This is a genomic window from Gulosibacter sediminis (assembly GCF_023370115.1).
GTDB lineage: Bacteria > Actinomycetota > Actinomycetes > Actinomycetales > Microbacteriaceae > Gulosibacter > Gulosibacter sediminis_A.
On the sequence record NZ_CP097160.1, the window covers coordinates 1,156,479 to 1,179,681 of the forward strand.

The window sequence follows — 23,203 nt, forward strand, 5'->3', positions numbered from 1 at the left end:
TCGGGGGCGGAGCGCCGCTGTACCTGGTCGCATCCGCAGACATTGCGCGCGTCGGCCGGGTACGATTGCCGGTTGTGAGTAACGCACCGATTGGCATTTTCGACTCGGGAGTCGGCGGTCTCACGGTTGCACGCGAAGTGCGCGCCCAACTGCCGCACGAGTCCATCGTGTACATCGGCGACACCGAGCACACGCCGTACGGGCCGAGGCCGATTGCCGAGATCCGCAAGTTCTCGCTCGAGATTCTCGACCAGCTCGTCGACGAGGGCGTGAAGATGCTCGTGATCGCCTGCAACTCGGCCTCCGCGGCCGTGTTGCGCGACGCCCGAGAACGGTATTCGGTGCCGGTCATCGAGGTCATCGCGCCGGCGGTGCGCGCCGCGGTGAGCGCCACCCGCTCGGGCCGCGTCGGTGTGATCGGCACGCACGCAACCATCAGTTCGCGCGCGTACAACGACGCGTTCGCCGCCGCCGTGAACGTGCAGCTGTTCTCGCAGGCTTGCCCGGCCTTCGTTGAACACGTTGAGGCCGGCGACACGACGAGCCAGGAGCTCATCGCGATCGCGCGCGAGTACCTTGCCCCGTTGCAGCGGGAAGAGATCGACACCCTCGTGCTCGGCTGCACCCACTACCCGCTGCTGCAGGGCGTGCTCGGCTATGTCATGGGCGGCGACGTGCGGCTCGTGTCGAGCGATGTGGAGACGGCGAAAGACGTCTACCGCACGCTGCTCACGCGCGGGTTACTGCACGACGGCACCACCAACGCCACCTACGAATACCGGGCAACCGGCGAGAACACCGCTGCCTTCGTCACCCTCGCGAGCCGCATCCTTGGTGGCGAGGTGTCGAGAGTTGAACACCATCCGACCGGCGTGATTGACCTCGCCGGGCACACTCTGAAGGAGAACTCATGACCACTCGTGCTGATGGTCGCGCCGTCGACGAGCTGCGCGAAGTGTCCATCCAGCGTGGCTGGAGCGAGCAGGCCGAAGGATCGGCCCTGATCTCGTTCGGTCGCACCCGCGTGCTCTGCACCGCGTCGTTCACGCCCGGGGTGCCGCGGTGGCTCACTGGGAAGGGGACCGGCTGGGTCACGGCCGAATACTCGATGCTGCCGCGCGCCACAAACGAGCGTTCGCAGCGCGAGTCGGTCAAGGGCAAGATTGGCGGCCGCACGCACGAGATCTCGCGGCTTATCGGCCGCTCGTTGCGCGCCGCCATTGACATGCAGGCGCTCGGTGAGAACACGATCGTGCTCGACTGCGATGTGCTGCAGGCCGATGGCGGCACGCGCACCGCTGCGATCACGGGCGCGTTCGTCGCGCTCTCGGATGCCGTGGACTGGGCCCGCTCGCAGAAGCACATCCCGCGCAAAGCCGAGGTGCTCACGGCGTCGGTGTCGGCCATCTCGGTGGGCATCATCGACGGCACACCGATGCTCGACCTGCCCTACGACGAGGATGTTCGGGCCGAGACCGACATGAATGTCGTGATGACGGGTACCGGTAAGTTCGTCGAGGTGCAGGGCACGGCCGAGAAAGCTCCGTTCGACGGCACCGAGCTGAACGAACTGCTCGCCCTCGCGATCAAGGGCAATGCGGACCTCGCGCGTATCCAGTCTGAGGTGCTCGCCCGATGACGTTGCAGGCAGTGCTCGCGTCGAAGAACGCCCACAAGCTGGCGGAACTGCAGCGCATCCTCGGGGCCCAATTGCCCGAGCTCGAACTGCTGCCGTACGACGGCGAGGCGCCGGTGGAGTCTGGGCTCACCTTCGAGGAGAACGCGCTCATCAAGGCCCGGGCGGCCGCGCAGGCGACCGGCCTGCCGGCGATCGCTGATGACTCGGGCATCTGCGTCGAGGTGCTCGGCGGCATGCCCGGCATCTTCTCGGCCCGCTGGTCGGGGCCCGATCGCTCGGATGCCGACAACGTTGACCTGCTGCTCTGGCAGCTGAGCGATGTGCCCGACTCGGCCCGCGCCGCGCAGTTCGTTGCGGTCGCCGCGGTGGCGCTGCCGGACGGCCGCGAATTCACGGTGCGCGGCGAATGGCCGGGGCAGATCGTGCGCGAGGCTCGCGGCGCCGGCGGCTTCGGCTACGACCCGGTGTTTCTGCCCGAGGGCGAATCGCAGTCGGCCGCCGAGATGTCACCGGAGCGCAAGGACAGCCTGAGCCACCGCCGCCGCGCCTTCGAGGCGATTGCGCCGCAGCTGCAGCGCGTACTCAGCGAGGCGTAGCGACACACGCGTCCGGCGCCTGAGCAAACTCGAGAGCGACGACCGTGGGCAGCTTGTGGGCAAGCGAAATTGCCGGAAACGGGAGACGGCCCGACTTACCAGTGAACTACTGATGGGTCGGGCCGTCACACTCAGTGCGGAAGGCGGGACTTGAACCCGCACGCTCGAAAGCACAGGAACCTAAATCCTGCGTGTCTGCCAATTTCACCACTCCCGCGCAACTCCCCATCTTAAGGGTTTGTCGGCTGCTGCGGCGTCACAGGGCTTCCGCGAAGCGACCGAGCAGCTCTTCGGCAGTCTCGTCGCGGCAGCTTCGGTAGTTCTCGCCAGCCCAGAGGTTGAGGTACTCGGGTCCGTCGCTCGAGGCGTCGCGGATCGACTTGGTCAAGAAGTGCACGATCGGGTAGCTCGCCGGGGCAACTAGGTCGAACTCATCAATGAATCGGTTCCGGAGGCCCCGGGCATTTCGGCCCGAGAACGCGCGGGTCACAACGGTCTCGCGCGTGCCCGCCAGGAGCGCTTCGCGGTGCGGTGGGCGCGTGCCCGACTCATGAACGGTGAGGAACGCGGTGCCGAGGGCCACCGCATCCGCGCCGGCATCGAGGAGCGTGCGGGCGCGTTCTGGCGTGTCGATGCCGCCGGTCGCGATGATGCTCGCCCGCGCGACGCGGGCGAGGGGCAGAATGCGCGCGAGCAGCTGGTCGAGCGAGAGCTGGTCGGGGAGCGCGGCCTGATCGAAGTTGGCGCGGTGCCCGCCCGCAGACGGTCCCTGCACGATGAGCACTTCGGGCTCGACCTCGAACGCGAGCACCGCATCCTCGACGCTCGCCACGGTGATGCCGACCGCGGTTCCGACCGCGCGCAGCCGCTTGACGACAGCGTGATCGGGCATGCCGAAGGTAAAGGTGACGAGAGGAACCGGCGACGCCTCGAGCGTCGCGAGCTTCTCGAAGAATGTGTCGTCGCCCGGCACTCGGACCTCGGGCACCTCGACGCCGAGTCGCTCGGCCAAGGGGAGGAGCCGTTCTCGGAATCGTTCGGCCGCCGGAACATCGGGGGCCGTGGCCTCGGGCGCGAACAGGTTGACAGCGAACGGCTCGTCGGTGAGGCCGCGCGTCGCGGAGAGCTTTTCTTCGAATGCCTCGGCTGAGAGGTAGCCACCTGCCAGAGTCCCGAGGGCGCCGAGATTACTCACGGCGGCAACAAGCTCCGGCGTGGTGGGGCCTCCTGCCATCGGCGCTTGAACGACGGGCAGCCGGCGAGCATGCAAGTCAATCACCTGGCCAGTCTATGCATTTGCGCCGCCTGTGGATAACTCGAACATCGATTTCGCGATTTCGTCATGATGCTCTCGTGAACATTGCCGTGAGCGCCATCGCCGACCGGGTCCGCGACCGCGTCGAACGCGAGGGCATCGAACTTGCCCCCGGGTCGAAGCAAGCCGTCGACCTTGTGCGCGCCGAAGTGCGTGCCTACGGTGAGCAGGCGACTGGCGAGGAAGCCCGGCTGCTCCACGACGAGCATGCGGCGGTGCGCGACGTGCTGGCAAACGTGACGGGGTTCGGCGCGCTGCAGCCCTATCTTGACGACCCGGAAATTGAAGAGATCTGGGTGAACGCACCCAGCCGCATCTTTGTCGCGCGAAACGGCCAGTCCGAGCTGACGAACACGCTCATCTCCGAGAGCGAGCTCCGCGACCTCGTTGAGCGCATGCTGCGGTCGACCGGTCGCCGACTCGACCTGAGCAGTCCGTTCGTCGACGCCTCGCTGCCCGACGGCAGCCGGCTGCACGTCGCCATCCCAGAGATTTCGCGGCGGCACCCGGCCATCAACATCCGCAAGTTCATCCGGCGCATCCGCGACCTGCAGGCCCTCGTCGAGCGCGACTCGCTGACGCCGCAGGCCGCGGTCTTTCTTCGTGGTGCAGTGCGCTGCGGCCTGAACATCCTCGTCTCTGGCGCCACACACACGGGCAAAACCACCATGGTCGGCGCACTGCTCGCCGCGGGCGAGGCGAGCGATCGCGTCATCACCGTCGAAGAGACCTTCGAACTCGACGTGGTCGCGCGAGACGTCGTCGCGATGCAGTGCCGACCGCCCTCGCTCGAGGGCCGCGGCGAGATCACGCTTCGGCGGCTCGTGAAGGAGGCGCTGCGCATGCGCCCCGATCGGCTTGTGGTCGGCGAGGTGCGCGAGGCCGAGGCGCTCGAGCTCCTCGTGGCGCTGAACTCGGGTATCCCGGGCATGTGCACCATCCACGCGAACTCCGCCCGCGATGCGCTCGTGAAACTTGCGACGCTACCGCTGCTCGCGGGCCGCAACATCGACGCGAGCTTCGTCGTGCCAACCATCGCCTCGACCATCGACCTCGTAGTGCATCTCGAACACACGCCGCGCGGCGGGCGCCGCGTGGCCGAGATACTTGCGCCGACGGGCGCGGTGCATGCCGGGGTTATCGAAGCCACGAGCCTGTTCCGCCGTGAACGCGAAGAACTGATCGCGACCGGCATGACCCTGCAGCGTGACGACAAGCTCCGTCGCCACGGCATCGACGCAGCCCAACTGATCGGGGCCAGCAGATGACCGCCTGGCTGCTCGCGGTCGTCGCCGCGCTTGGGGTCGCTCTCTGCGTGTCGGCGTGGATCTGGCCGCGAGAACACGACGATGAGCTCATTGCGCGATCCCGCCTCGGCTTTGTCGAAGAGGCACTGCTCCGCGCCGGCCTGCCGAAGTTTCCGGCGCTGGCCTTTCTCGCCCTCGTGCTCGTGTGTGGCATCGCCTGCGCCGCGATCGCGCTGGCGCTGAGCGGCGTCATTGCGCTCGGGGTGCTCGGTGCCGTCGCCGGTTGTTGGCTGCCGGTGCTCGCCATCCGCGTGCGGGCGAGCAAGCGACGCGCGGTGCACAGGGGTGCGTGGCCCGACGCGGTCGACCACCTCATCGCGTCGGTGCGCAGCGGCCTCGGCCTGCCGGATGCCGTGGCTCAGCTGGCGACCAACGGCCCCGAGTCGCTGCGCGAGGACTTCGCGCAGTTTGTGCGTCGTTACCGGGCCACCGGCTCGTTCGCCACTGCGGTTGACGATGTGAAGGAGCGCCTCGCCGACCCGATCGGCGACCGGCTGCTCGAAACGCTGCGGATGGCGCGGGATGTCGGCGGAACCCAGCTCGTGCCGGTGCTGCGGGCATTCTCGGAGCATCTGCGCGAGGCGCAGGCGGTGCGCCACGAGGCTGAGGCGCGGCAGGGATGGGTCGTGAACGCCGCGCGCCTCGGTGCGGTCGCGCCGTGGCTCGTGCTGTTGTTGCTCGTGAGCCGCCCCGAGGCCGCGGCCGCCTACAACACGCCCGTCGGTTTCGTCGTGATTCTGATTGGACTGGTCGTCACGGTGCTGGCGTACCGCCTCATGATCATGCTCGGGCGGATCCCCGAAGAGGGGCGGTGGTTCGCGTGATCTCGTCGCAACCGCTCGCGTTGGCACTGCTGCTCGGCACGGTGCTCGGACTCGGACTGTGGTCGGTCGTCGCGACCCTGCCTCAGCTGCGGCGTCCGCGATTGATCGACCGGGTCGCACCCCACCTGGTCGACATCGCCCCGGCGGCCCGCGAGCACGCGCGGCGCCGGGTGATCGACCCGCTCCCGATCCTCGGGCAGCTCCTGTCGCCGCTGATCGGGTGGCTGCGCCGCGTGCTCGGCGAGGTGATCGGCGGCAACGAGCTCGTGTCGACGCGCCTGCGTCAGGCGGGCCAGGTGGTGAGTGTCGAACGGTTTCGCACACAGCAGGCCGTCTGGGCGCTCGTCGGTGTCGTGCTTGGACTGGTGTTCGCCCTCGCGAGCTTTCGCAGCGCGGCCAACCAGGTGCTCGTCTTTGCCCTGATGCCACTGCTCGGCGGCGTGATCGCCGTCGGGGCGCGCGAGTTGCTGCTGCGGCACGCGGCGAGCTCGCGCATTCGTCGAATCGCGAGTGAGTACCCGACCGTGCTCGAGTTTCTGAGCCTCTCGCTCGCAGCCGGCGAAGGCATCTTCGACTCGCTCGTGCGGGTGAGTTCTCTCGGTAACAGCGAGCTCGGGCGCGAATTCGCTGGCGTGGTGCGCCGCGTGCGCGCGGGAGCGGCGCTCGGGCCATCGCTGCGCGAGCTGGGACGAGACCTTGGCTACGTGCCGCTCGCCCGCACGTGCGATCACCTGCTCACGGCCATGGAGCGCGGCGCTCCGCTCGTGGAAGTGCTCCAGGCACAAGCGAGCGACGCGCGCGACCTGAGCAAACGCGAGCTGCTCGAAGTGGCGGGCCGCAACGAGTTACGGATGATGGTGCCGCTCGTCATGCTCATCCTGCCCGTCACCGTGCTGTTTGCCCTGTACCCGTCGTTCTTCATCATCTCGACCTCCTTCTAGTCGCTGCTATTCGAATTACTCCCCTGAAAGGAACCACCGTGCAACTTCTTCTCTGGCTCCAGACCACCCTCATCAGCGTGTCCGCGCGTGCGCGCGACGAGGAACGCGGCGATGTGCCCGGCTGGATTCTCATCGCGATTATGAGCGCCGGGCTGGTCGTGCTCATCTGGGCGCTCGCCGGCCCGCTTCTCACGCAGGTGTTCGAAGATGCGGTCAATCGCGTCACGAGTAACTTCTGATCGGGGCGCGGCGCCAGCCGAGTGGTCGCTCGTCGCGGGGCTGCTGACGATCCTGTTTCTCACCGTGCTGCAGCTCGCCTTCGTCATGCACGTGCGCACGACGATCATCGACGCCGCCGCCGAGGGAGCCCGCGTCGCCGGGCTGCGCGAGAGTTCGCCCGAGGCGGGCGCCGAACGCACGGAATACCTTGTGACGACGGCGCTGTCGGCGGCTTATGCGGACGACATCGTAGTCGCCCAAACCGGCGGACTCATCGAAGTGCGCGTGACCGCGCCCCTGCCGTTTATTGGTCTGCTTGGCTTTCCCGATGGGATGGAGGTGGTCGCGCATGCCCCGCTGGAATGATCTCGCGGCGCAACTCCGCCGCCGACTCGGCGAGGAACGCGGGTCGGCAAGCCTGGAGTTTCTCGGCGTCGGCGTGCTGTTACTCGTGCCGCTCGCCTACGGTGCGCTGACGCTCGGGCAAGTCGAACAGGCGGTGCTCGGCAGCGAGCTCGGGGCACGCAACGCCGCGCGCGTGCTGGCGGCTGACGGCACCGTGGCGCTCGCCACCGCCGAGCAGCACATCGCCCTCGCGCTCGAGAATCACGGACTCGACCCCGACGCCGCGAGCGTCGAGGTGCGCTGCTCACCGACCCCTGACTGCACGGTGGCGGGGGAGACCCTCACCGTCACGGTGCGCTACGAGCTCGAGTTGCCGCTGCTTGCGGGCACGAGCGAGTGGCTCAGGGTGCCCATCGAGGCGAGCAGCACCTTCCCGCAACAGCGATTCGCGACGGGGGAGTGATGCGGCAACTGCTTGCCCGCGAGCGGGGCTCGATCACGCCGCTCGCGATCATCTACGTCGCGGTCGCGTTGTTGGCGGCGCTCGTGCTCGCCGGGGCCGGCAGCCTCTATCTCGAGCGGAAGCAATTGCTGGAACTTGCTGATGCGGCCGCGCTGGCCGCCGCACAGTCCTTCGACCTCGACGCCGTGCACCTCGACGGCGACGGCGTGCGGGTGCAACTCGATCCGGAACAGGTGCGGGAGCGCGCGGCTGACTACGTCGAGCGCTACGGGCCAGACGACGCTCGCGTGACGCAGGTGCGGGTAGACGGTGACACGGTCGCGATCACAGTGACCGGCACCTGGCAGGCGCCGTTCGTCAACGATGTCGTTCCCGCCGCCATCGAAGTCACCGTCACGGCGATTGCCGTGGCCGATTTGCAGTAGTTGCCCAACAACTTCGCCATCAATACCGAATCTGTATGACTAATTGGATATCTGTCTGATAACTTTGGAAGCGATCAGACAGGTCACCTCAACGGCGAAGGAACCATGACATACACGCCCGACACCATTTCTTCGATCACGCTCTCGACGCTGCGGCTGCCCCTCGCACGCCCGATTTCCGACGCGAAGGTCCTCACCGGCCGGCAGAAGCCGATGACCGAGGTCATCTTCCTCATCGCAGAAATCGAAACCGCGCAGGGCTTCAAGGGCCACGGCTTTAGCTACTCCAAGCGCGCCGGCGGCCCCGCCCAGTACGCCCACGCCAAGGAAGTTGCCTCGAGCGTCATCGGCGAAGACCCGAACGACATCGAGAAGCTCTACACGAAGCTGCTCTGGGCCGGCGCCTCTGTCGGCCGCGCGGGCGTTGCGACCCAGGCGCTCGCCGCGATCGACATTGCGCTCTACGACCTCAAGGCACGCCGCGCGAACCTGCCGCTGGCGAAGCTGCTCGGTAGCCACCGCGACTCGGTGCGCACCTACAACACCTCGGGCGGCTTCCTGAGCTCGCCGATCGACGAGGTCGTCGAGAACGCCTCGAAGTCGCTCGAGGCCGGCATCGGCGGCATCAAGATCAAGGTTGGCCTGCCCGACCGCAACGAGGACATGGAGCGCGTGCGCCGCGTGCGCGAGCACATCGGCCCGAACGTGCCGATGATGGTCGACGCGAACCAGCAGTGGGACCGCGCGACCGCGATGCGCCTTGGCCGCCAGCTCGAGGAGTACAACCTCGTGTGGATCGAGGAGCCGCTCGACGCCTACGACTTCGAAGGCCACGCCGAGCTCGCCCGCGCGCTCGACACCCCGATCGCGACCGGCGAGATGCTCGCCTCGGTCGGCGACCACAAGCAGCTCATCGCCGCCCGCGGCTGCGACACGCTGCAGCCCGACGCCCCGCGCGTTGGCGGCATCACGAACTTCCTCCGCATCCTCGCCCTCGCCGACGAGGCCGGCCTCGACATCGCGCCGCACTTCGCGATGGAGATCCACGTGCACCTCGCGGCGTGCTACCCGCGCGAGACCTGGGTCGAGCACTTCGACTGGCTCGACCCGCTGTTCGAGGAACGCCTCGAAACCCGCGACGGCCGCATGTTCGTGCCCGAGCGTCCGGGTCTCGGCATCACGTTCAGCGACCAGGCTCGCGCTTGGGTGACCGAGTCGGTCACCGTCACCGAGCGTGGTTAGCTAATCGCATGACGCGAGCCGAAGAGATTGCCGACGACCTCGCCGCGAAGATTATCGCGGGCGAGATCGCACCCGGGGAGCGGCTGCCGAGCGAGCAGCGACTCACCGAGGCGTACGGCGCCAGCCGTACGGTGATCCGCGAAGCCGTTCACCGGCTGCAGTCTCAGGGGCTCGTGCACACCAAGATGGGGTCGGGCAGCTATGCCCTGGCCCCACCTGCGCCCCGCGCCGACGACGCCGACTGGCTCAGCGCATCCGGTTCGGAAGAGCGAGCCGAACTGCACGAGTTCCGCATCGCGCTCGAGGCAGAGTCGGCGGCCCTCGCGGCTCGCCGCGCCACGAGTCGGCAGCGGGCGGCAATCGCCCGCGCGCTCGAACGGCTCGGCGACGCGAGCCGACCGGCCGACACCGTCGAGGCCGACATCGCGTTTCACCGCGCCGTCGCCGAAGCGGGCGCGAACCGCTACCTGCTCGAGGCGATCGACCGCCTGGGGCCTCGCGCTATCGTGCTGCCACCCTCGCGGCTGACCGATGCGCATCGCGCGGCGACCGCCGCGATGCTCGCCGAACACCGTGCCGTGCTCACCGCCATTGAGGCGCAGGATGCGGTGGGTGCGAACGCGGCGATGCGGGCACACCTGCTCGCCTCGGCCGCGCGACGCGAACACGACGACTGACCCCGCCTCGCCGAGTAGGCTTAGGGGATCATGATCAATCTCGACTTTTCCGCCGAGATCGCCGAGTTGCGGTCGACGTTTGCCTCGATCACCGAGGTGCTCAACCCGGAGGCGCTCGCCGCTCGGGCACAAGAGCTTGAGGCCGTCGCTTCGGCACCCGACCTCTGGGACGACGTCGAGAACGCGCAGCGGGTCACGAGTGACCTCTCGCACGCGCAGACCGACCTCAAGCGCATTCAGAGCATTGAGGCACGGCTCGACGACCTCGAGGTGCTCGTCGAACTCGCCAACGAGGGCGACGACGAGGCCACCGCGAACGAGGCGAGGCAGGAGCTCGAGTCGGTCACGAAGGTGATCGGCGACCTCGAGGTGCAGACGCTGCTCGACGGCGAGTTCGACCCGCGCCCCGCAGTGATCACCATTCGCGCCGGCGCCGGTGGCGTCGACGCCGCCGACTTCGCCGAGATGCTGCTGCGCATGTACACTCGCTGGGCCGAGCAGCACGACTATCGCGTCAACGTGCTCGACACCTCGTACGCCGAGCAGGCGGGCGTGAAGTCGGCTACCTTCGAGGTCGACGAGCCCTACGCCTTCGGTACGCTGTCGGTCGAGGCCGGCACACACCGTCTCGTGCGCATGAGCCCGTTCAACTCGGCCGGCTCGCGCGAGACGAGCTTCGCGGCCGTCGAGGTCGTGCCGCTCATTGAGCAGGCCGACCACATCGACATCCCCGACAACGACATTCGCGTCGACGTGTTCCGTTCGTCGGGCCCCGGCGGCCAGTCGGTGAACACGACCGACTCCGCCGTGCGCATCACGCACCTGCCCACCGGCATCGTCGTGAGCTGCCAGAACGAGAAGTCGCAGATTCAGAACCGCGCGGCCGCGATGCGCGTGCTCCAGTCGCGTCTGCTGCTGCAGCGCCGGGAAGAAGAAGAGGCGAAGAAGAAAGAACTGGCCGGCAACATCACCGCGAGCTGGGGCGACCAGATGCGCTCCTACGTGCTGGCCCCCTACAAGATGGTGAAGGACCTCCGCAGCGGCCACGAGTCGGGCAACCCCGACCGCGTCTTCGGCGGCGACCTCGATGAGTTCATCTCGTCGGGCATCCGCTGGCGAAAGACGACGCAGGCGGAATCGATGTAGCATCGGCGCGAACGGGTAACTTCGAACGAGCCAGCCGGCCACTGCAAAGGAGCATGACCGTGTCGCATGAACTAGATACGCCGCAGCCACGCCAGAAGCGCGAGTTCTTCGGCTCACGCAACATGTTCATCCTCGCCGCCATCGGTTCGGCCGTTGGTCTCGGCAACATTTGGCGCTTCCCCTACGTCGCCTACGAGAACGGCGGCGGCGCCTTCATCGTGCCGTACGTCATCGCGGTGGTCTGCGCGGGCATCCCGCTGCTGTTCTTCGACTACGTGATCGGGCACCGCTACGGTGGCTCGGCGCCGCTGTCGATGGCCCGCATCTCGCGTTGGCTCGAGAGCATCGGCTGGTGGCAGGTGCTTATCTGCTTCATCATCGGCCTCTACTACGCCGTCATCGTCGCGTGGGCGGCGATGTTCATGATCTACTCGGTCACCGGGGCATGGGGCGACGACGCGAACGGCTTCTTCTTCGGCGACTTCCTGCAGATGAGCGACACCGTCGCCTTCACGGGCGAGTTCGTCGGCCACATCTTCTGGCCAGAATTGCTCGTGTGGATCGTGACCTTCATCGTCATCTTCCTTGGCGTGAACAAGGGCATCGCCGGCGCCAACCTCATCTTCATGCCGCTGCTCGTGATCATGGTCGTGCAGGCTCTCTTCCTTCCGGGCGCGATGGACGGCCTCAACGCGCTCTTCACCCCGGACTGGTCGGCGCTCGGGCGCGGCGAGGTGTGGGCCGCAGCGGTGGGGCAGATCTTCTTCTCGCTCTCGGTCGGCTTCGGCATCATGATCACCTACGCGTCGTACCTCAAGCGCAAGTCCGACCTCACCGGGTCGGGCCTCGTCGTTGGCTTTTCGAACTCGGCGTTCGAGATCCTCGCGGGCATTGGCGTCTTCGCTGCGCTCGGCTTCATGGCGCAGGCCGCGGGTACCTCGGTGTCTGAGACGGCGACATCGGGCATCGGTCTCGCGTTCGTCGCGTTTCCGACCATCATTTCGCAGGCGCCCCTCGGCGCGCTCATCGGCGTGCTCTTCTTCGGCTCGCTCGTGTTCGCCGGCTTCACGTCGATGGTGTCGATCATCGAAGTCGTCGTCGCTGGCGTGCGCGACAAGCTCGGGTTGACTCGTCAGGTCGCGGCGCTTGTCGTCATCGTGCCAATGGCGATCATTTCGTTGCTGCTCTTCCCGACGACCGCGGGCCTCTACTTCCTCGACGTCTTCGATGCGTTCGTCAACCAGTACGGCATCCTCGCTGCCGCGCTCGTTGCGATCATCTGCGTCGGTTGGATCTGCGGCAAGCTGCCGCTCTTCTCGCGTCACCTCTCGAAGCTCTCGAGCATCCCCGCGAACTGGGTCTGGATCCTCTTCGTTGGCGCCATCGTGCCGCTCGCCCTCGCCTACATGCTCTACACGCAGCTCACGAAGGACCTCTCGGAGGTCTACGGCGGCTACCCGCCCGAGTTTGTCGCGGTGTTCGGCTGGGGCATGGTCATCGCACTCGTCGTGGTCGCGATCATCCTCGCCGCGCTGCCGTGGTCGAGGCGCATCGACACGAGCTTCGACGAGGCGGAGGAAGACGCCGAGATCGAGACGATCTATCAAGCACGACTCGCCCGCGAACTCGGCGAGGGCGGCAGTAAGAACGGAACGGAGGCCAGCTCATGAGCGGCGAAGCAATCACCATGATGGTCGTGGCAATCGTCGTGATCTGGGGCGGCATGGTTGGAGCCTTCTTCAACCTGCGCCAGCGCGGAACAGATGGTGACGACTAACCGCGCGTCGCGCGGCTAATCGCGGTGGCGCCCCGTAGCGTATGGGGCGTCATGATTAGATTCGATCACGTCTCCAAGGTCTACCGCGAGCAGCACGGCGCTGCGCTCGACGACGTGACCTTCGAGATTCTCCGAGGCGAATTCGTCTTCCTGGTCGGGCCCTCGGGCTCCGGCAAATCCACCGTGCTGCGGCACGTGTTGCTCGAAGAGCACCCGACCGACGGCCAGGTGCACGTGCTCGGACAAGATCTGAGCAAGATCTCGAACCGCAAGGTGCCGTTCTACCGCCGCAACGTCGGCATGGTGTTTCAGGACTTCCGTCTGCTCGTGAACAAGACGGTCTACGAGAACGTCGCGTACGCGCAGAAGGTGATCGGTCGCTCACGCGCACACATTCGTCGCTCGGTGGCGGATGTGCTGGACACGGTTGGTCTGGCTGGCAAAGAAGATCGCTTCCCGCACGAACTTTCAGGCGGTGAACAGCAGCGCGTCGCGATTGCCCGCGCGGTCGTGAACAAGCCCGCGATCCTGCTCGCCGACGAGCCCACCGGCAACCTCGATCCGACGACGTCGCGCGAGATTATGCGTGTGCTGCGGCGCATCAACAAGAACGGCACCGCCGTGCTGATGGCGACCCACGACGTCTCGATCGTCGACGAGGAACGCCAGCGTGTGCTCGAACTCGCCGACGGCGAGCTCGTCCGCGACGAGGCGGGCGGCGTCTACACGCCCGAGATCGTCATCTACGAAGAGCCGGAGGCCCCTGAGGTCGCGACGAAACGCAAGCCGACCATCGCCGAGTCGATGGCCGCGCGGGTCGCTGAGCCCGACCAGCGGGCACACCGGGCCGACTCGGACATTGACTCGCCGACGTCCCGCCTCACCGAGCACGACGACGGCGAAGAGCTCGAGCACGACATCGACGGCACCACGAGCGACGGGGGTGACCGCTAATGTTCGGCTTCATCATGAGCGAAATGTGGCAGGGCCTGCGTCGCAACACCTCGATGGTCATCTCGGTGATCCTCGTCACGTTCGTGTCGCTGACGTTCGTCGGCGCCGCCATCTTGCTTCAGTTTCAAATCCAGAGCATGAAGACGTATTGGTACGACCGGGCTCAGGTCGCGATCGACTTCTGCACCGAGCAGTCCCAGTCACCGAACTGCACCGGCGGTATCGCCACGCAGGATCAGATCGACGCGGTCGAAACTGAGCTGCAGGGCGAGGCGCTCTCGCCCTACGTGAACGAGTACTTCTTTGAGTCGCAGGACGATGCGTACGGGCGATTCGTCGAGCAGTTCCAGGACGACCCGCTCGTGTCGTTCGTGACCCCAGACCAGCTCAATGAGGCGTTCTGGGTGAACATGGTTGACCCCGAGGACTCGGACATCGTGATCCAGTCGATCACCGGCATGCCGGGCGTCGAGTCGGTCACTGATCAGCGGCAGTTCCTCGACGGCATCTTCGCGGTGCTCAACGGCGCGAGCATCACCGCGTTCGCGATCGCGCTCGTCATGCTCGTCGCGGCCGTGCTCCTTGTCGCCACGACCATCCGGCTCTCGGCCTTCTCGCGCCGCCGCGAGCTGCGCATCATGCGCCTCGTCGGCGCGTCGAACAGCTTCATCCAAGCCCCGTTCATCCTCGAGGGCGTGTTCGCCGGTTTGGTGGGTTCGCTGCTCGCGGCGGCAACCGTGTTCGGCGGCACGCACTTCTTCGTGCAGGGCTACCTGCAACCCAGAATGCCGGGGATGCAGCTGGTCTCGATTTGGCCCGAGGCCGCCATCTCGGCGGGGGTAGTGGTGGCCATCGGCGTCCTGCTGGCGGGGCTGGCATCGAGCATCTCGATTCGTCGCTACCTCCGCGTCTGACGTCGCGGTTGTTCGGTTCCGTGGCAAGGCCCTAAGCTAGGACTTTGCCCGGAAAAACGACGAGCCGGGAGAGGAGGACGCAATGGCGAAAAAGCAGGACGACGGTCGCCAGGTCGTGGCATCGAACCGCAAGGCTCGCCACGACTACAACATCGAAGACACGTACGAGGCCGGCATGGTGCTCACTGGCACCGAGGTGAAGGCGCTGCGGCAGGGTCGCGCGTCGCTCATCGACGGCTTTGCGCACGTCGAGAACGGTGAGATGTGGCTCGAGGCGGTCTTCATCCCCGAGTACTTCCAGGGCACCTGGAACAACCACGCGCCCCGACGCAAGCGCAAGCTGCTGCTGCACCGTGACGAGATCCGCAAGATCGCGGGCAAGACCCGTGAGGGTGGCTACACGATCGTGCCGCTGCAGCTCTACTTCATCGACGGCCGCGCCAAGGTCGAGATCGCGGTGGCCAAGGGTAAGCGCGAGTTCGACAAGCGCCAGGCGCTCCGCGAGCGACAGGATAGCCTCGAGGCGCGCCGCGCGATGCGGTCGCGCGGTTACGTGGGCGAGGGCTAACCACGCAGGCGCGTCACGACGATCGGCAACGCAGAAGGGGGCCGCACCATCTGGTGCGGCCCCCTTCTGCGTTGGGACTCGTGCGGCGCTAGCCGACGATCGAACTCGCGGTCGAGTCCGCGTCGCTCTTCAGACCGTCGAGGTAGGTCGCGAGCGAAGCACCCGTGCGGGTGAGCGAAGAACCGACGTTCGGCTCGACCGACTGCCACTCGGTGAGCACGGCGCTGTTCGCCGCGTCCTCAGCCGACTGGGCGTCCTGGATCAGGCCGTCGAGGTCCGGGTAGAGGGTCTGGCCAACCTCGACCGTCGGCTCGGTGTTGCGCAGGTGGTCGACGACCGCCTGGTTCGCATCGGCCGCGTTCTGGTACTCGGTCGCCGCGACATCGCAGACCGACTGGAACGCGTCGAGGAAGCAGTTCTCGCTGTACTGCTTCGCGAGGCCGGCGTAGTAGTCGACGTAGGTCGACTCGTAGGCCGAGGCGAACGTCTCGCGCGTGTCGTCGTTGTAGAGGTCGGGGCAGCCCGAGGCGTTCGAGCAGGGGAAGTAGATCGCGCCGTCGTTCGTCGTGATCTCGCCACCATTTTCAATGACGTAGGCGTCGGGCATGGTCGTGTTGAGGTCGTCGCGGTAGTTCTGCTGCAACTCGGCGTAGGCCGGCAGTGAGTCGCAGACCTGCTGCTGAGCGGCAAGGTAGGAGTCGGACTGGGTGAGGAAGGTCTCGGCCTGCTCACGCGACGAGGCGAGCGCATCTGCGTCAGCCTGCGCCTGCTGGTACGCCTCGGACGCCTCGGCGCCTTCGTCGGCGGGCAGTTCCGGCACCGTCGTGTCGGCGAGGTGCTGGCGCGTGTCCTGGCCGCCCGCGATGTCACCGCACGCGGCGCTGAGCGAGTCGACGCCGTCGGTCGTGAGGTCGAAGAACGTCTGACTCGAGGCCGTGAGCACCGAAGAGATTTCCGGGGCGGTCACGGCGGCCAGGTTCTCGGCATTCCACGAGCCGTTGTAATCGCTCAGCTCCTGCTGGAACGCGGCGGCGAGGTCGTCACCGCGCTGGACGTTCTGGCTGTGAATGAACCAGGGAATGCCGATCGCGGCGGCGGCGATAACCACGACCGCCACGATTGCGGTCACGATGAAGCCGGTGCGGCGGAACCACGGCTTTTTCTTCTTCGGTTCGTTGCGGGGTGGCTCGTTGCCGCCGGCGCCACCGGGGCCGCCTGGGCCAGCCACCGGCGCTCCGTACGCTGCGCCCGGGCGGTTGCCCGAGTCGCCGGGGAACGCGGCCGGCGGAGCGCCGAATGACTGCGTTGCCGGAGCCTCAGCCTGGAACGGAGGCATGTTGTAGGCCTGCGTGGGCTGCGCGTCGGGTGACGAGGCTGCACCCTCGCTGAGGTGCTCGCGGTCGTAGGGCGTCGTGGGCGCATCGCCCGCGACGCCGGCCGGGAACCCGGCGGTCGGATACGACTGGGTTGCACCCTCGTCGTGAGGCGCCTCTTCCCGCGCAGCGTGGGCATCGCCGTTGGCGCCGAGGGCAGCCGCGAATGAGCCTTCGTTCGCGTTGTCGTCGGCGTTGCTCGAGTCGTTACCGATCGACGGAGCTGGTGCCGGCTCGCCCTGCGCGGCTGCGTCGCCGAATTCGGCAGAGTCGTTTGAGCTCGACCCGAACGTGGGCGGGGCGAAGGCCGACCAACCGCCGCCCGAGGAGTCGCCCTGCGGCGCGTCGCTGCCGGCGGGGGTCTCGGGCGATTCCGGGGTCTCGCTCGCCGCATCCGGCTCGGGGGATGCGAGCGGAGGCAGCGGGGGAAGGTCGGGCATCGCGGGGGTCGAAGCCGCGGCGTCGTCGCTCGCGTCACCCGTCACGGGGTTGTTCTGCTCGGCCTCGTGTTCGGGCCTGTCGTCGTTATTGTTGCGGCCGAACGGCCCGGCGCTGCCATCGTTCCAACTCATAGACCTAACTCTACGGAGTCGGCGGGCGAAATGACGTTGGTCTGTGCACAAATCAGGCTTGGGTTGCACGTCGAAATGGAATAGAGTTGAACGTCCCGATGTTTCATCGGGTACAACTCAATAGCGATGCACGAGCTTCGCAGTCTCGGGGGTGATCGGTTTCGACATCGTTGGGGAAACTGCGTGAAGCGGGTCGAGGACGCGGGGTTATCTCGTAAACGCCCCTCGCAAAACATAAGTGCCAATAACAAGCGCACTGACTTCGCCCTCGCTGCCTAAGTAGCGAGCCCGAGTCCGTCAGCCTAGGTTTGCGTTCGACCTAGATCCTGGCGTCATTTTGAACGCTTGCTGCGAAACTGTGTTGCAGGGTTTCGTGGGACTCTCACTGTGACTGGGTTCGTCGACCAAGGTGTTTGCCCCAATGGTCGGAACCGAGTAAAGCGCTTGGCAGACTGCACCCGGAGAAGCCGCAGACTCGTCGCGATGGACGAGGGTTCAATTCCCTCCACCTCCACCAACAGCCCGAGCCGCCTCAGCGTGAAAGCACTGAGGTGGCTCGGGTTTTTTCGTGTCGTCGCGCGCCATACCGATTGGCCGCGCGAGGAAGCGGCGTCGCCCGCCTACACTGCGAGCATGCGCATCTTCGTTCTCAACGGCCCGAACCTCAACACGCTCGGCACCCGCAACCCCGAGGTCTACGGCACCGAAACCCTGGACGATGTCGAGGCGCGTTGCGCGCGCCGCGCGGCGGAACACGGGGCCACCGTCGAGTGCTACCAGACGAACCACGAGGGCGAGCTCGTCGAGCTCATCCAGCGCGCCCGCAGCGAGGCCGAGGGCATCGTGCTCAATGCCGGCGCCTACACGCACACCTCCGTCGCGATTCACGACGCGCTCGAGTACGCCGAGACGCCGACCGTCGAGGTGCACATCTCGAACGTGCACCGGCGCGAGGCGTTCCGGCGCACGTCGTACGTTTCACCGCAGTCGGATGCGGTGATCGCCGGCGCGGGCACGCTCGGCTACGAGCTCGCCATCGAATACCTCGTGGAGCGGCACCAGAAACGCGACACGCCCTCGACCCGGTCGAACGGACTGCCGTTCGACCGCATCAAGGACCTGCGCGATATTACCTTTGAGGACAAGAACCCGTCGGCCTAGCCCTCGCGGGGTCTAGCCGAAGAGTCGCTGCGACGCGAGCTCGGCGCCCGCGGTCAACGCCTCGAGCTTCGCCCACGCGATGTCGGGGTGGATGCGACCGCCGAGACCGCAGTCGGTCGAGGCGATGACGTTCTCGGCGCCGACGACCGACGCGAAGTTCTCGATGCGGTCGGCGACGAGCTCCGGGTGCTCGACCACGTTCGTTGAGTGCGACACGACGCCGGGCACGATCTGCTTGCCGGCGGGCAGCTTCACGTCACGCCACAGCTTCCACTCGTGCGCGTGACGGACGTTGGCCGCTTCGAACGAGTAGGTGCCGGCGTTGATGGTGAGCATCTGGTCGATGAGGTGACGGAACTCGATGTCGGTCGTGTGCGGGCCGTGCCACGATCCCCAGCAGAGGTGGAAGCGCACGCGATCCTCGGGCAGGCCTTCAAGCGCGTGGTTGAGCGCGTCGACACGCACCTGCGTAAACGCGAGGTAGTCCTCGACGGTCGGTTCGGGCACGACCTGGTCCCAGCTCTCGGCGATAGACGGGTCGTCGATCTGCACGATGAAGCCAGCATCGACGATGGCCTTGTACTCCTCCTTGAGCGCCTCGGCGCTCGCCCAGACGACGTCTTCGTCGGTCTCGTAGAAGGTGTTCTTGAGGCGCGCGGCCGATCCGGGCGAGAGCGCAGCAACGAAGCCGTCGTTCGCGACGCCGAGCTCGTTGAGTGCCGAGCGGAGGCCCGCGACGTCGGCGGCGACGGCGTCCTGGCCGATGTAGTTCAACTCGCCGGTGATCGCGGGCGGCGTTGCCTTCGATCGGCCGGCCAGCACGCCGTTCTCTGGGTCGAGGTAGGCGTCCCGGAACAGCGTGCGGTCGCGGCGGTGGGCGAAGGCCGCGAGGCGCACCTTGCCAGGTTCCGAGGTAATGACCTCGTCGGTGTCGTCCCAGCGGTCGGCGCTGTCGCTCGGGGTGAGGCCCGCGAGGCGCGTGAACGAGTAGTTCCACCACCCGCCGTAGTCGACCGACTGCGTCATGAGGTGGCCGTACTCGCCGTCATTGACGATGTCGATACCGGTGTCGATCTGGCGCTTCACGACGCCGACGACCTCTTCATGCAGAACACCGGTGAACTCATCCCAGCTGAGCGCGCCCTCGTGGTGACGCGCATTCGTTTCGAGCAGGCGCTTGGTGCGGGGGAGCGAGCCAACGTGGCTCGTGCGGATCCGTTCGATCGACATAATTACCCTTCAGTCTTGGTTCGTTCACCGTATCGCCCGGCGCCTGAGCCGCCGGCCACGGTGTCAAACTCGGTCACATTCCACAACGAGCTTCGTTTGCAGCGCCGGATGTCCTATGGTGTCGCCGCGGCGGCCTAGACTGCACAGGTGCAAGAAACCCGTTCGACTGAGCAGAACCGCTGGCCCGCCTTCATCGTCTGCATCGCCGTCGCGATCGCGACGATTCTCGACCTCGCGAAGGTCAACGTCGCCATCGCGCCGATCGAGACGACGCTCGGGGCATCGTCGTCCGAAGCGCAGCTCATCGTCGCCGGGTACATCCTCGCCTTCGGCATCTGTCTGGTTCCCGCGGGCCGCCTCGGCGACATCTGGAACAGGAAAGCGATGTTCGTCATCGGCCTCTCGGTCTACGTGACCGCGAGCCTCGCGTGCATGCTCGCCCCCACTTCGGGCGTGCTCGTACTGTCGCGCCTGCTCCAGGGTGTGGCCGCGGGCATCCTCATGCCGCAGGTGATCGGCCTCATTCAGAACCTGTTCCAGGGCAAGGAGCGCGGGTCGGCCTTCGGCATCTTCGGCGCCGCGATCGGCCTCGGCACGGCGTTCGGCCCGACCATCGGCGGCCTCTTCATCGGCGCCTTTGGCGACGAATGGGGTTGGCGCTGGATCTTCGGTATGAACGTGCCGATCGGTCTCGTCATCCTGCCGTTCGCGATCTGGCTGCTGCCGGGGCGTCAGCGCCACAACTCGAGCAACGACCTCGACCTGCCCGGTGTTTTCCTCATGGCGGGCACGGTCTTGCTCATCATGCTGCCGTTCGTGCTGACCACCGGCACGTCGGCCGACAGCCCGGCGCGCTGGTGGATGCTGCTCGGCGCCGTGGCGTTCGCCGTCGCGTTCTACCTGTGGGAGCGCCGGTACGTGCGCGCGGGCAAGAGCCCGGTCATCGACTTCACGCTCTTTCAGCATCCGTCGTACCGATACGGCGTCATCTTCACCTCGCTGTTCTTCGCGATCATGCCCCCGATGTTCTTCCTCATGACCCTGTTCAACCAGCAGGGTCTCGGCCACGAGGCGGTCGTCGTCGGCATGATCACGATTCCCTACGCGATCATTTCGGCGATCATTTCGGCCTTCGCGGGTCGGTATACCTACCGGCATGCTGCCTCGATGGTGCTGATCGGAGTGTCGCTGTTCACGCTCGCGCTGGTCGCACTCGCGCTGCTCAGCGCGTTTGCCGACGGCGCGACCATGCCCATCCTCATGGCCATCGTGCTCGCCGCCGCGGGTGTCGCGCCGGGCATGGTGATGCCCGCCAACCAGATGCGCACGGTGAAGGATGTGCCGCTCGAATCCGCGGGCGTCGCCGGCTCGTTCATGCAGGTTGGTCAGCGCCTTGGCAACGCGATGGGCATCGCGATCGGCACCTCGATCTACTTCGCCCTCTCGAACGAGGGCACGGAGACCGCATACCGCTCCGCGTTCTCGTGGGCGATGGTGTTCGTCATCGGCGTCGCGGTGGTGGCCGTGATCATCGCCGCGCTCGACTTCGCCGCCCACCGACGCTCGACGCGGGCCATCGGGGGACGCGACGCGGCAGGCGGGCTCGACTAGCTGCGGAAGAGGCGCAGGGCCTCGTCGTGCAGGAGGCCATTCGTCGCGAGGGCGGTGCCGTGCCAGGGGCCCTCGGCGCCGTCAATTGCCGTGAAGGTGCCGCCGGCCTCCTCGATGATCGGCACGAGGGCCGCCATGTCGTAGGGCTGCAGGCCCACCTCGCACGCGAGCTCGAACGAGCCCTCGGCCACGAGCATGTACGGCCAGAAGTCACCGATGGTGCGTGAGCGCCAGGCGCGCTCGTTGAGCTCGAGAATCGGCTCGACCGAGGCCTCTTCCTGCCAGTACTTGAGCGAGCCATAGCTGATCTGCGCCTCGTTGAACGACTCCACGCCCGAGACCTCGATACGGCGGTCGGTCGCGGTGTTCGAGTCGGCGAGGTCGTCGTCGAGGTAGGCGCCGAGCCCGGTGGCGCCCCACCAGCGGCGGTTGAGCGCGGGCGCCGAGACGACGCCGACCGCGGGGCGGCCGTCGATCACGAGCGAGATGAGCGTCGCCCAGATGGGCACGCCGCGCATGAAGTTTGCGGTGCCGTCGATCGGGTCGATGATCCACTGACGGCGCGAGTTGCCCTGGGTGCCGTATTCCTCGCCAAAGACTGAATCGCTCGGGCGCTCCTGCTCGAGCCGTTCGCGAATGGCCTGTTCGACCGCCCGGTCGCCGTCGGTGACGTGCGTGCGATCCTCCTTGACGTACACGCCGAGGTCGCGCGACGTGAAGTACCGCATCGAAATCTCGTCCGCGAGATCGGCGAGCTGCCGGGCGAGGCGAAGGTCGGCGGTGATGGGATGCAGGAGTTCGAGGGCCATAGCTGGATTATCGCAGCAGGCCCGCGAAGTTAGCCCTCGGACGCGCTCATCGACACAATGAGTCGGCGCAGCGAGGCGACGCGGGCCCGCCCGAGCGCGTCGAGATCGCCGCGGGCGGCCGCGGCGTCGAGTTCGCAGTCGGGTGCATCCGCGAGGTGCGTGCACCCGCGGGGACACTCGGCGACGATCTGCGCGAGCTCGTCGAACGGCGCGAACACCGCGTCGGGGGAGACATGCCCGAGCCCGAACGAGCGGACGCCCGGCGTGTCGATGATCCAACCGGAGGGATTGACAGGCAGGGCGAGCGAAGACGAACTCGTGTGGCGTCCGCGGCCGGTGACTTCGTTGACGTGCCCCGTGGCGCGCTGCGCGTGGGGCGAGATGGCGTTGACGAGGGTCGACTTGCCGACGCCCGAATGGCCCACCATCACGGTCACGCGATCGGCGAGCGAGGCGAGAAACTCCTCATGCGGAGGTTGGTCGAGTGCCGAGGTGAACACGGGCACGTCGAGCGGCTCGACGAGCTGGTGCACCGGTTCGGGGTCGGCAAGGTCGGTCTTGGTGATCATGACGAGCGGCGAGATGCCGGCATCGAAGGCGGCCACGAGGTACCGGTCAATGAGGCGCGGGCGTGGTTCGGGATTCGCCGCGGCGACCACGACGCAGAGCTGCTCGGCGTTGGCAACGATGATGCGTTCGACGGTGTCGGAGTCATCGGCCGAGCGGCGCAGCAGCGTGCGGCGCGCCTCGACGCGAACAATCCTGGCGAGCGATCCCTCGCCGCCGGTGACATCGCCGACGAGCCACACGGTGTCGCCGACGACGACCGACTTCTTGCCGAGCTCGCGCGCCGTGGTCGCGACCACGCTGCGCGCCGAGCCCTCGGGCATCCCGGCGATGACCGGGGCACCGTCACCCACGAGGCACGTGTAGCGCCCGCGGTTCACCGTCGTGACAAAGCCGGGCACCGCATTCTCGTGGGTGGGGCGCTGCTTGGTGCGGGGCCGCGAGCCGCGGCGTGGCGCGCGTACGCGCACGCGGTCTTCGTCGAAGTCGCCGTACGCATCGAACGCGTCGGTGCGGTCCCACCCCACG

At 67.0% G+C, this 23,203-nt stretch carries 25 protein-coding genes, 1 tRNA gene and 1 other RNA gene; 21 read left to right on the forward strand and 6 right to left on the reverse strand.

Annotated features, from left to right (window positions below; all coding sequences use genetic code 11):
- The first annotated feature begins 74 nt into the window (after nucleotides 1-74).
- The 3 genes from murI to rdgB are packed head-to-tail and all read left to right on the forward strand — an operon-like array spanning nucleotide 75 to nucleotide 2,235.
- Entirely contained in the window at nucleotides 75-914 is an 840-nt protein-coding gene (gene murI, locus M3M28_RS05255; RefSeq protein WP_249387764.1) for a glutamate racemase, read from the forward strand.
- Nucleotides 911-1,639, forward strand: coding sequence for a ribonuclease PH (gene rph, locus M3M28_RS05260; protein ID WP_249387765.1), 729 nt, complete (start codon nucleotides 911-913; stop codon nucleotides 1,637-1,639). Before murI ends, rph begins: the two co-directional genes overlap by 4 nt.
- Entirely contained in the window at nucleotides 1,636-2,235 is a 600-nt protein-coding gene (gene rdgB / locus M3M28_RS05265; protein WP_249387766.1) for an RdgB/HAM1 family non-canonical purine NTP pyrophosphatase, read from the forward strand. Before rph ends, rdgB begins: the two co-directional genes overlap by 4 nt.
- 135 nt (nucleotides 2,236-2,370) lie before the next feature.
- On the opposite strand, the gene M3M28_RS05270 is transcribed toward rdgB, so the two are convergent.
- Together M3M28_RS05270 and M3M28_RS05275 are read right to left on the reverse strand one after the other, a co-directional pair.
- Nucleotides 2,371-2,452, reverse strand: a tRNA-Leu gene (locus M3M28_RS05270).
- A gap of 39 nt (nucleotides 2,453-2,491) precedes the next feature.
- Nucleotides 2,492-3,514, reverse strand: a complete 1,023-nt coding sequence (locus M3M28_RS05275; protein ID WP_249387767.1) for a nitronate monooxygenase — start codon at nucleotides 3,512-3,514, stop codon at nucleotides 2,492-2,494.
- A gap of 74 nt (nucleotides 3,515-3,588) precedes the next feature.
- Here M3M28_RS05275 and M3M28_RS05280 point away from each other — a divergent pair, with 74 nt between their 5' ends.
- From M3M28_RS05280 to smpB, 15 genes are all read left to right on the forward strand, one after another.
- Nucleotides 3,589-4,818 carry a CpaF family protein gene (locus M3M28_RS05280; RefSeq protein ID WP_249387768.1) on the forward strand — a complete coding sequence of 410 codons (1,230 nt, stop codon included), beginning with the start codon at nucleotides 3,589-3,591 and terminating at the stop codon, nucleotides 4,816-4,818.
- The gene (locus M3M28_RS05285) at nucleotides 4,815-5,681 is read left to right on the forward strand and encodes a type II secretion system F family protein (protein ID WP_249387769.1); all 867 of its coding nucleotides are present in this window, start codon (nucleotides 4,815-4,817) and stop codon (nucleotides 5,679-5,681) included. The genes M3M28_RS05280 and M3M28_RS05285 overlap by 4 nt, the downstream gene beginning before the upstream one ends.
- The gene (locus M3M28_RS05290; RefSeq protein WP_249387770.1) at nucleotides 5,678-6,622 is read left to right on the forward strand and encodes a type II secretion system F family protein; all 945 of its coding nucleotides are present in this window, start codon (nucleotides 5,678-5,680) and stop codon (nucleotides 6,620-6,622) included. Before M3M28_RS05285 ends, M3M28_RS05290 begins: the two co-directional genes overlap by 4 nt.
- A gap of 38 nt (nucleotides 6,623-6,660) precedes the next feature.
- Nucleotides 6,661-6,861, forward strand: a complete 201-nt coding sequence (locus M3M28_RS05295) for a hypothetical protein (RefSeq protein WP_249387771.1) — start codon at nucleotides 6,661-6,663, stop codon at nucleotides 6,859-6,861.
- On the forward strand, nucleotides 6,830-7,207 hold the full coding sequence (locus M3M28_RS05300) for a TadE family protein (protein ID WP_249387772.1): 378 nt from the start codon (nucleotides 6,830-6,832) through the stop codon (nucleotides 7,205-7,207). The genes M3M28_RS05295 and M3M28_RS05300 overlap by 32 nt, the downstream gene beginning before the upstream one ends.
- Nucleotides 7,191-7,649, forward strand: coding sequence for a TadE/TadG family type IV pilus assembly protein (locus M3M28_RS05305; protein WP_249387773.1), 459 nt, complete (start codon nucleotides 7,191-7,193; stop codon nucleotides 7,647-7,649). Before M3M28_RS05300 ends, M3M28_RS05305 begins: the two co-directional genes overlap by 17 nt.
- Nucleotides 7,649-8,074, forward strand: coding sequence for a pilus assembly protein TadG-related protein (locus tag M3M28_RS05310; protein WP_249387774.1), 426 nt, complete (start codon nucleotides 7,649-7,651; stop codon nucleotides 8,072-8,074). The genes M3M28_RS05305 and M3M28_RS05310 overlap by 1 nt, the downstream gene beginning before the upstream one ends.
- A gap of 105 nt (nucleotides 8,075-8,179) precedes the next feature.
- Nucleotides 8,180-9,316, forward strand: coding sequence for an L-talarate/galactarate dehydratase (locus M3M28_RS05315; protein WP_249387775.1), 1,137 nt, complete (start codon nucleotides 8,180-8,182; stop codon nucleotides 9,314-9,316).
- Between the two features lie 8 nt (nucleotides 9,317-9,324).
- On the forward strand, nucleotides 9,325-9,993 hold the full coding sequence (locus M3M28_RS05320) for a FadR/GntR family transcriptional regulator (protein ID WP_249387776.1): 669 nt from the start codon (nucleotides 9,325-9,327) through the stop codon (nucleotides 9,991-9,993).
- A 30-nt stretch (nucleotides 9,994-10,023) separates the two neighbouring features.
- Nucleotides 10,024-11,139 (forward strand): peptide chain release factor 2, encoded by a 1,116-nt coding sequence (gene prfB / locus M3M28_RS05325; protein WP_249387777.1) that lies wholly within the window; start codon nucleotides 10,024-10,026, stop codon nucleotides 11,137-11,139.
- A gap of 53 nt (nucleotides 11,140-11,192) precedes the next feature.
- Nucleotides 11,193-12,809 (forward strand): sodium-dependent transporter, encoded by a 1,617-nt coding sequence (locus M3M28_RS05330; protein WP_431193860.1) that lies wholly within the window; start codon nucleotides 11,193-11,195, stop codon nucleotides 12,807-12,809.
- Entirely contained in the window at nucleotides 12,806-12,916 is a 111-nt protein-coding gene (locus M3M28_RS05335) for a methionine/alanine import family NSS transporter small subunit (RefSeq protein WP_249387778.1), read from the forward strand. The genes M3M28_RS05330 and M3M28_RS05335 overlap by 4 nt, the downstream gene beginning before the upstream one ends.
- Before the next feature lie 51 nt (nucleotides 12,917-12,967).
- Entirely contained in the window at nucleotides 12,968-13,870 is a 903-nt protein-coding gene (ftsE, locus tag M3M28_RS05340; protein WP_249387779.1) for a cell division ATP-binding protein FtsE, read from the forward strand.
- A complete protein-coding gene (gene ftsX / locus M3M28_RS05345; RefSeq protein WP_249387780.1) occupies nucleotides 13,870-14,784 on the forward strand; it encodes a permease-like cell division protein FtsX in 915 nt (304 codons plus the stop codon). The genes ftsE and ftsX overlap by 1 nt, the downstream gene beginning before the upstream one ends.
- 82 nt (nucleotides 14,785-14,866) lie before the next feature.
- On the forward strand, nucleotides 14,867-15,352 hold the full coding sequence (gene smpB, locus M3M28_RS05350) for an SsrA-binding protein SmpB (protein WP_249387781.1): 486 nt from the start codon (nucleotides 14,867-14,869) through the stop codon (nucleotides 15,350-15,352).
- Nucleotides 15,353-15,440: 88 nt separating this feature from the next.
- On the opposite strand, the gene M3M28_RS05355 is transcribed toward smpB, so the two are convergent.
- Nucleotides 15,441-17,297 carry a hypothetical protein gene (locus M3M28_RS05355; protein WP_249387782.1) on the reverse strand — a complete coding sequence of 619 codons (1,857 nt, stop codon included), beginning with the start codon at nucleotides 17,295-17,297 and terminating at the stop codon, nucleotides 15,441-15,443.
- 147 nt (nucleotides 17,298-17,444) lie between these two features.
- Here M3M28_RS05355 and ssrA point away from each other — a divergent pair.
- Together ssrA and aroQ are read left to right on the forward strand one after the other, a co-directional pair.
- Nucleotides 17,445-17,814, forward strand: a transfer-messenger RNA (tmRNA) gene (gene ssrA, locus M3M28_RS05360).
- A 116-nt stretch (nucleotides 17,815-17,930) separates the two neighbouring features.
- Entirely contained in the window at nucleotides 17,931-18,458 is a 528-nt protein-coding gene (aroQ, locus tag M3M28_RS05365) for a type II 3-dehydroquinate dehydratase (protein WP_349305346.1), read from the forward strand.
- 12 nt (nucleotides 18,459-18,470) lie between these two features.
- Here aroQ and M3M28_RS05370 read toward each other — a convergent pair whose 3' ends face one another.
- The gene (locus M3M28_RS05370) at nucleotides 18,471-19,688 is read right to left on the reverse strand and encodes a cobalamin-independent methionine synthase II family protein (RefSeq protein WP_249387783.1); all 1,218 of its coding nucleotides are present in this window, start codon (nucleotides 19,686-19,688) and stop codon (nucleotides 18,471-18,473) included.
- Between the two features lie 147 nt (nucleotides 19,689-19,835).
- On the opposite strand from M3M28_RS05370, the gene M3M28_RS05375 reads away from it, so the two are divergent.
- Complete coding sequence (locus M3M28_RS05375) at nucleotides 19,836-21,299, forward strand: MFS transporter (RefSeq protein ID WP_249387784.1); 1,464 nt, start codon at nucleotides 19,836-19,838, stop codon at nucleotides 21,297-21,299.
- Here the strand turns inward: M3M28_RS05375 and M3M28_RS05380 are convergent.
- Nucleotides 21,296-22,108, reverse strand: a complete 813-nt coding sequence (locus tag M3M28_RS05380; RefSeq protein ID WP_249387785.1) for an inositol monophosphatase family protein — start codon at nucleotides 22,106-22,108, stop codon at nucleotides 21,296-21,298. The two genes, M3M28_RS05375 and M3M28_RS05380, sit on opposite strands and share 4 nt — an antisense overlap.
- 29 nt (nucleotides 22,109-22,137) lie before the next feature.
- Complete coding sequence (gene rsgA, locus M3M28_RS05385) at nucleotides 22,138-23,202, reverse strand: ribosome small subunit-dependent GTPase A (RefSeq protein ID WP_249387786.1); 1,065 nt, start codon at nucleotides 23,200-23,202, stop codon at nucleotides 22,138-22,140.
- Nucleotide 23,203 lies beyond the last annotated feature (1 nt).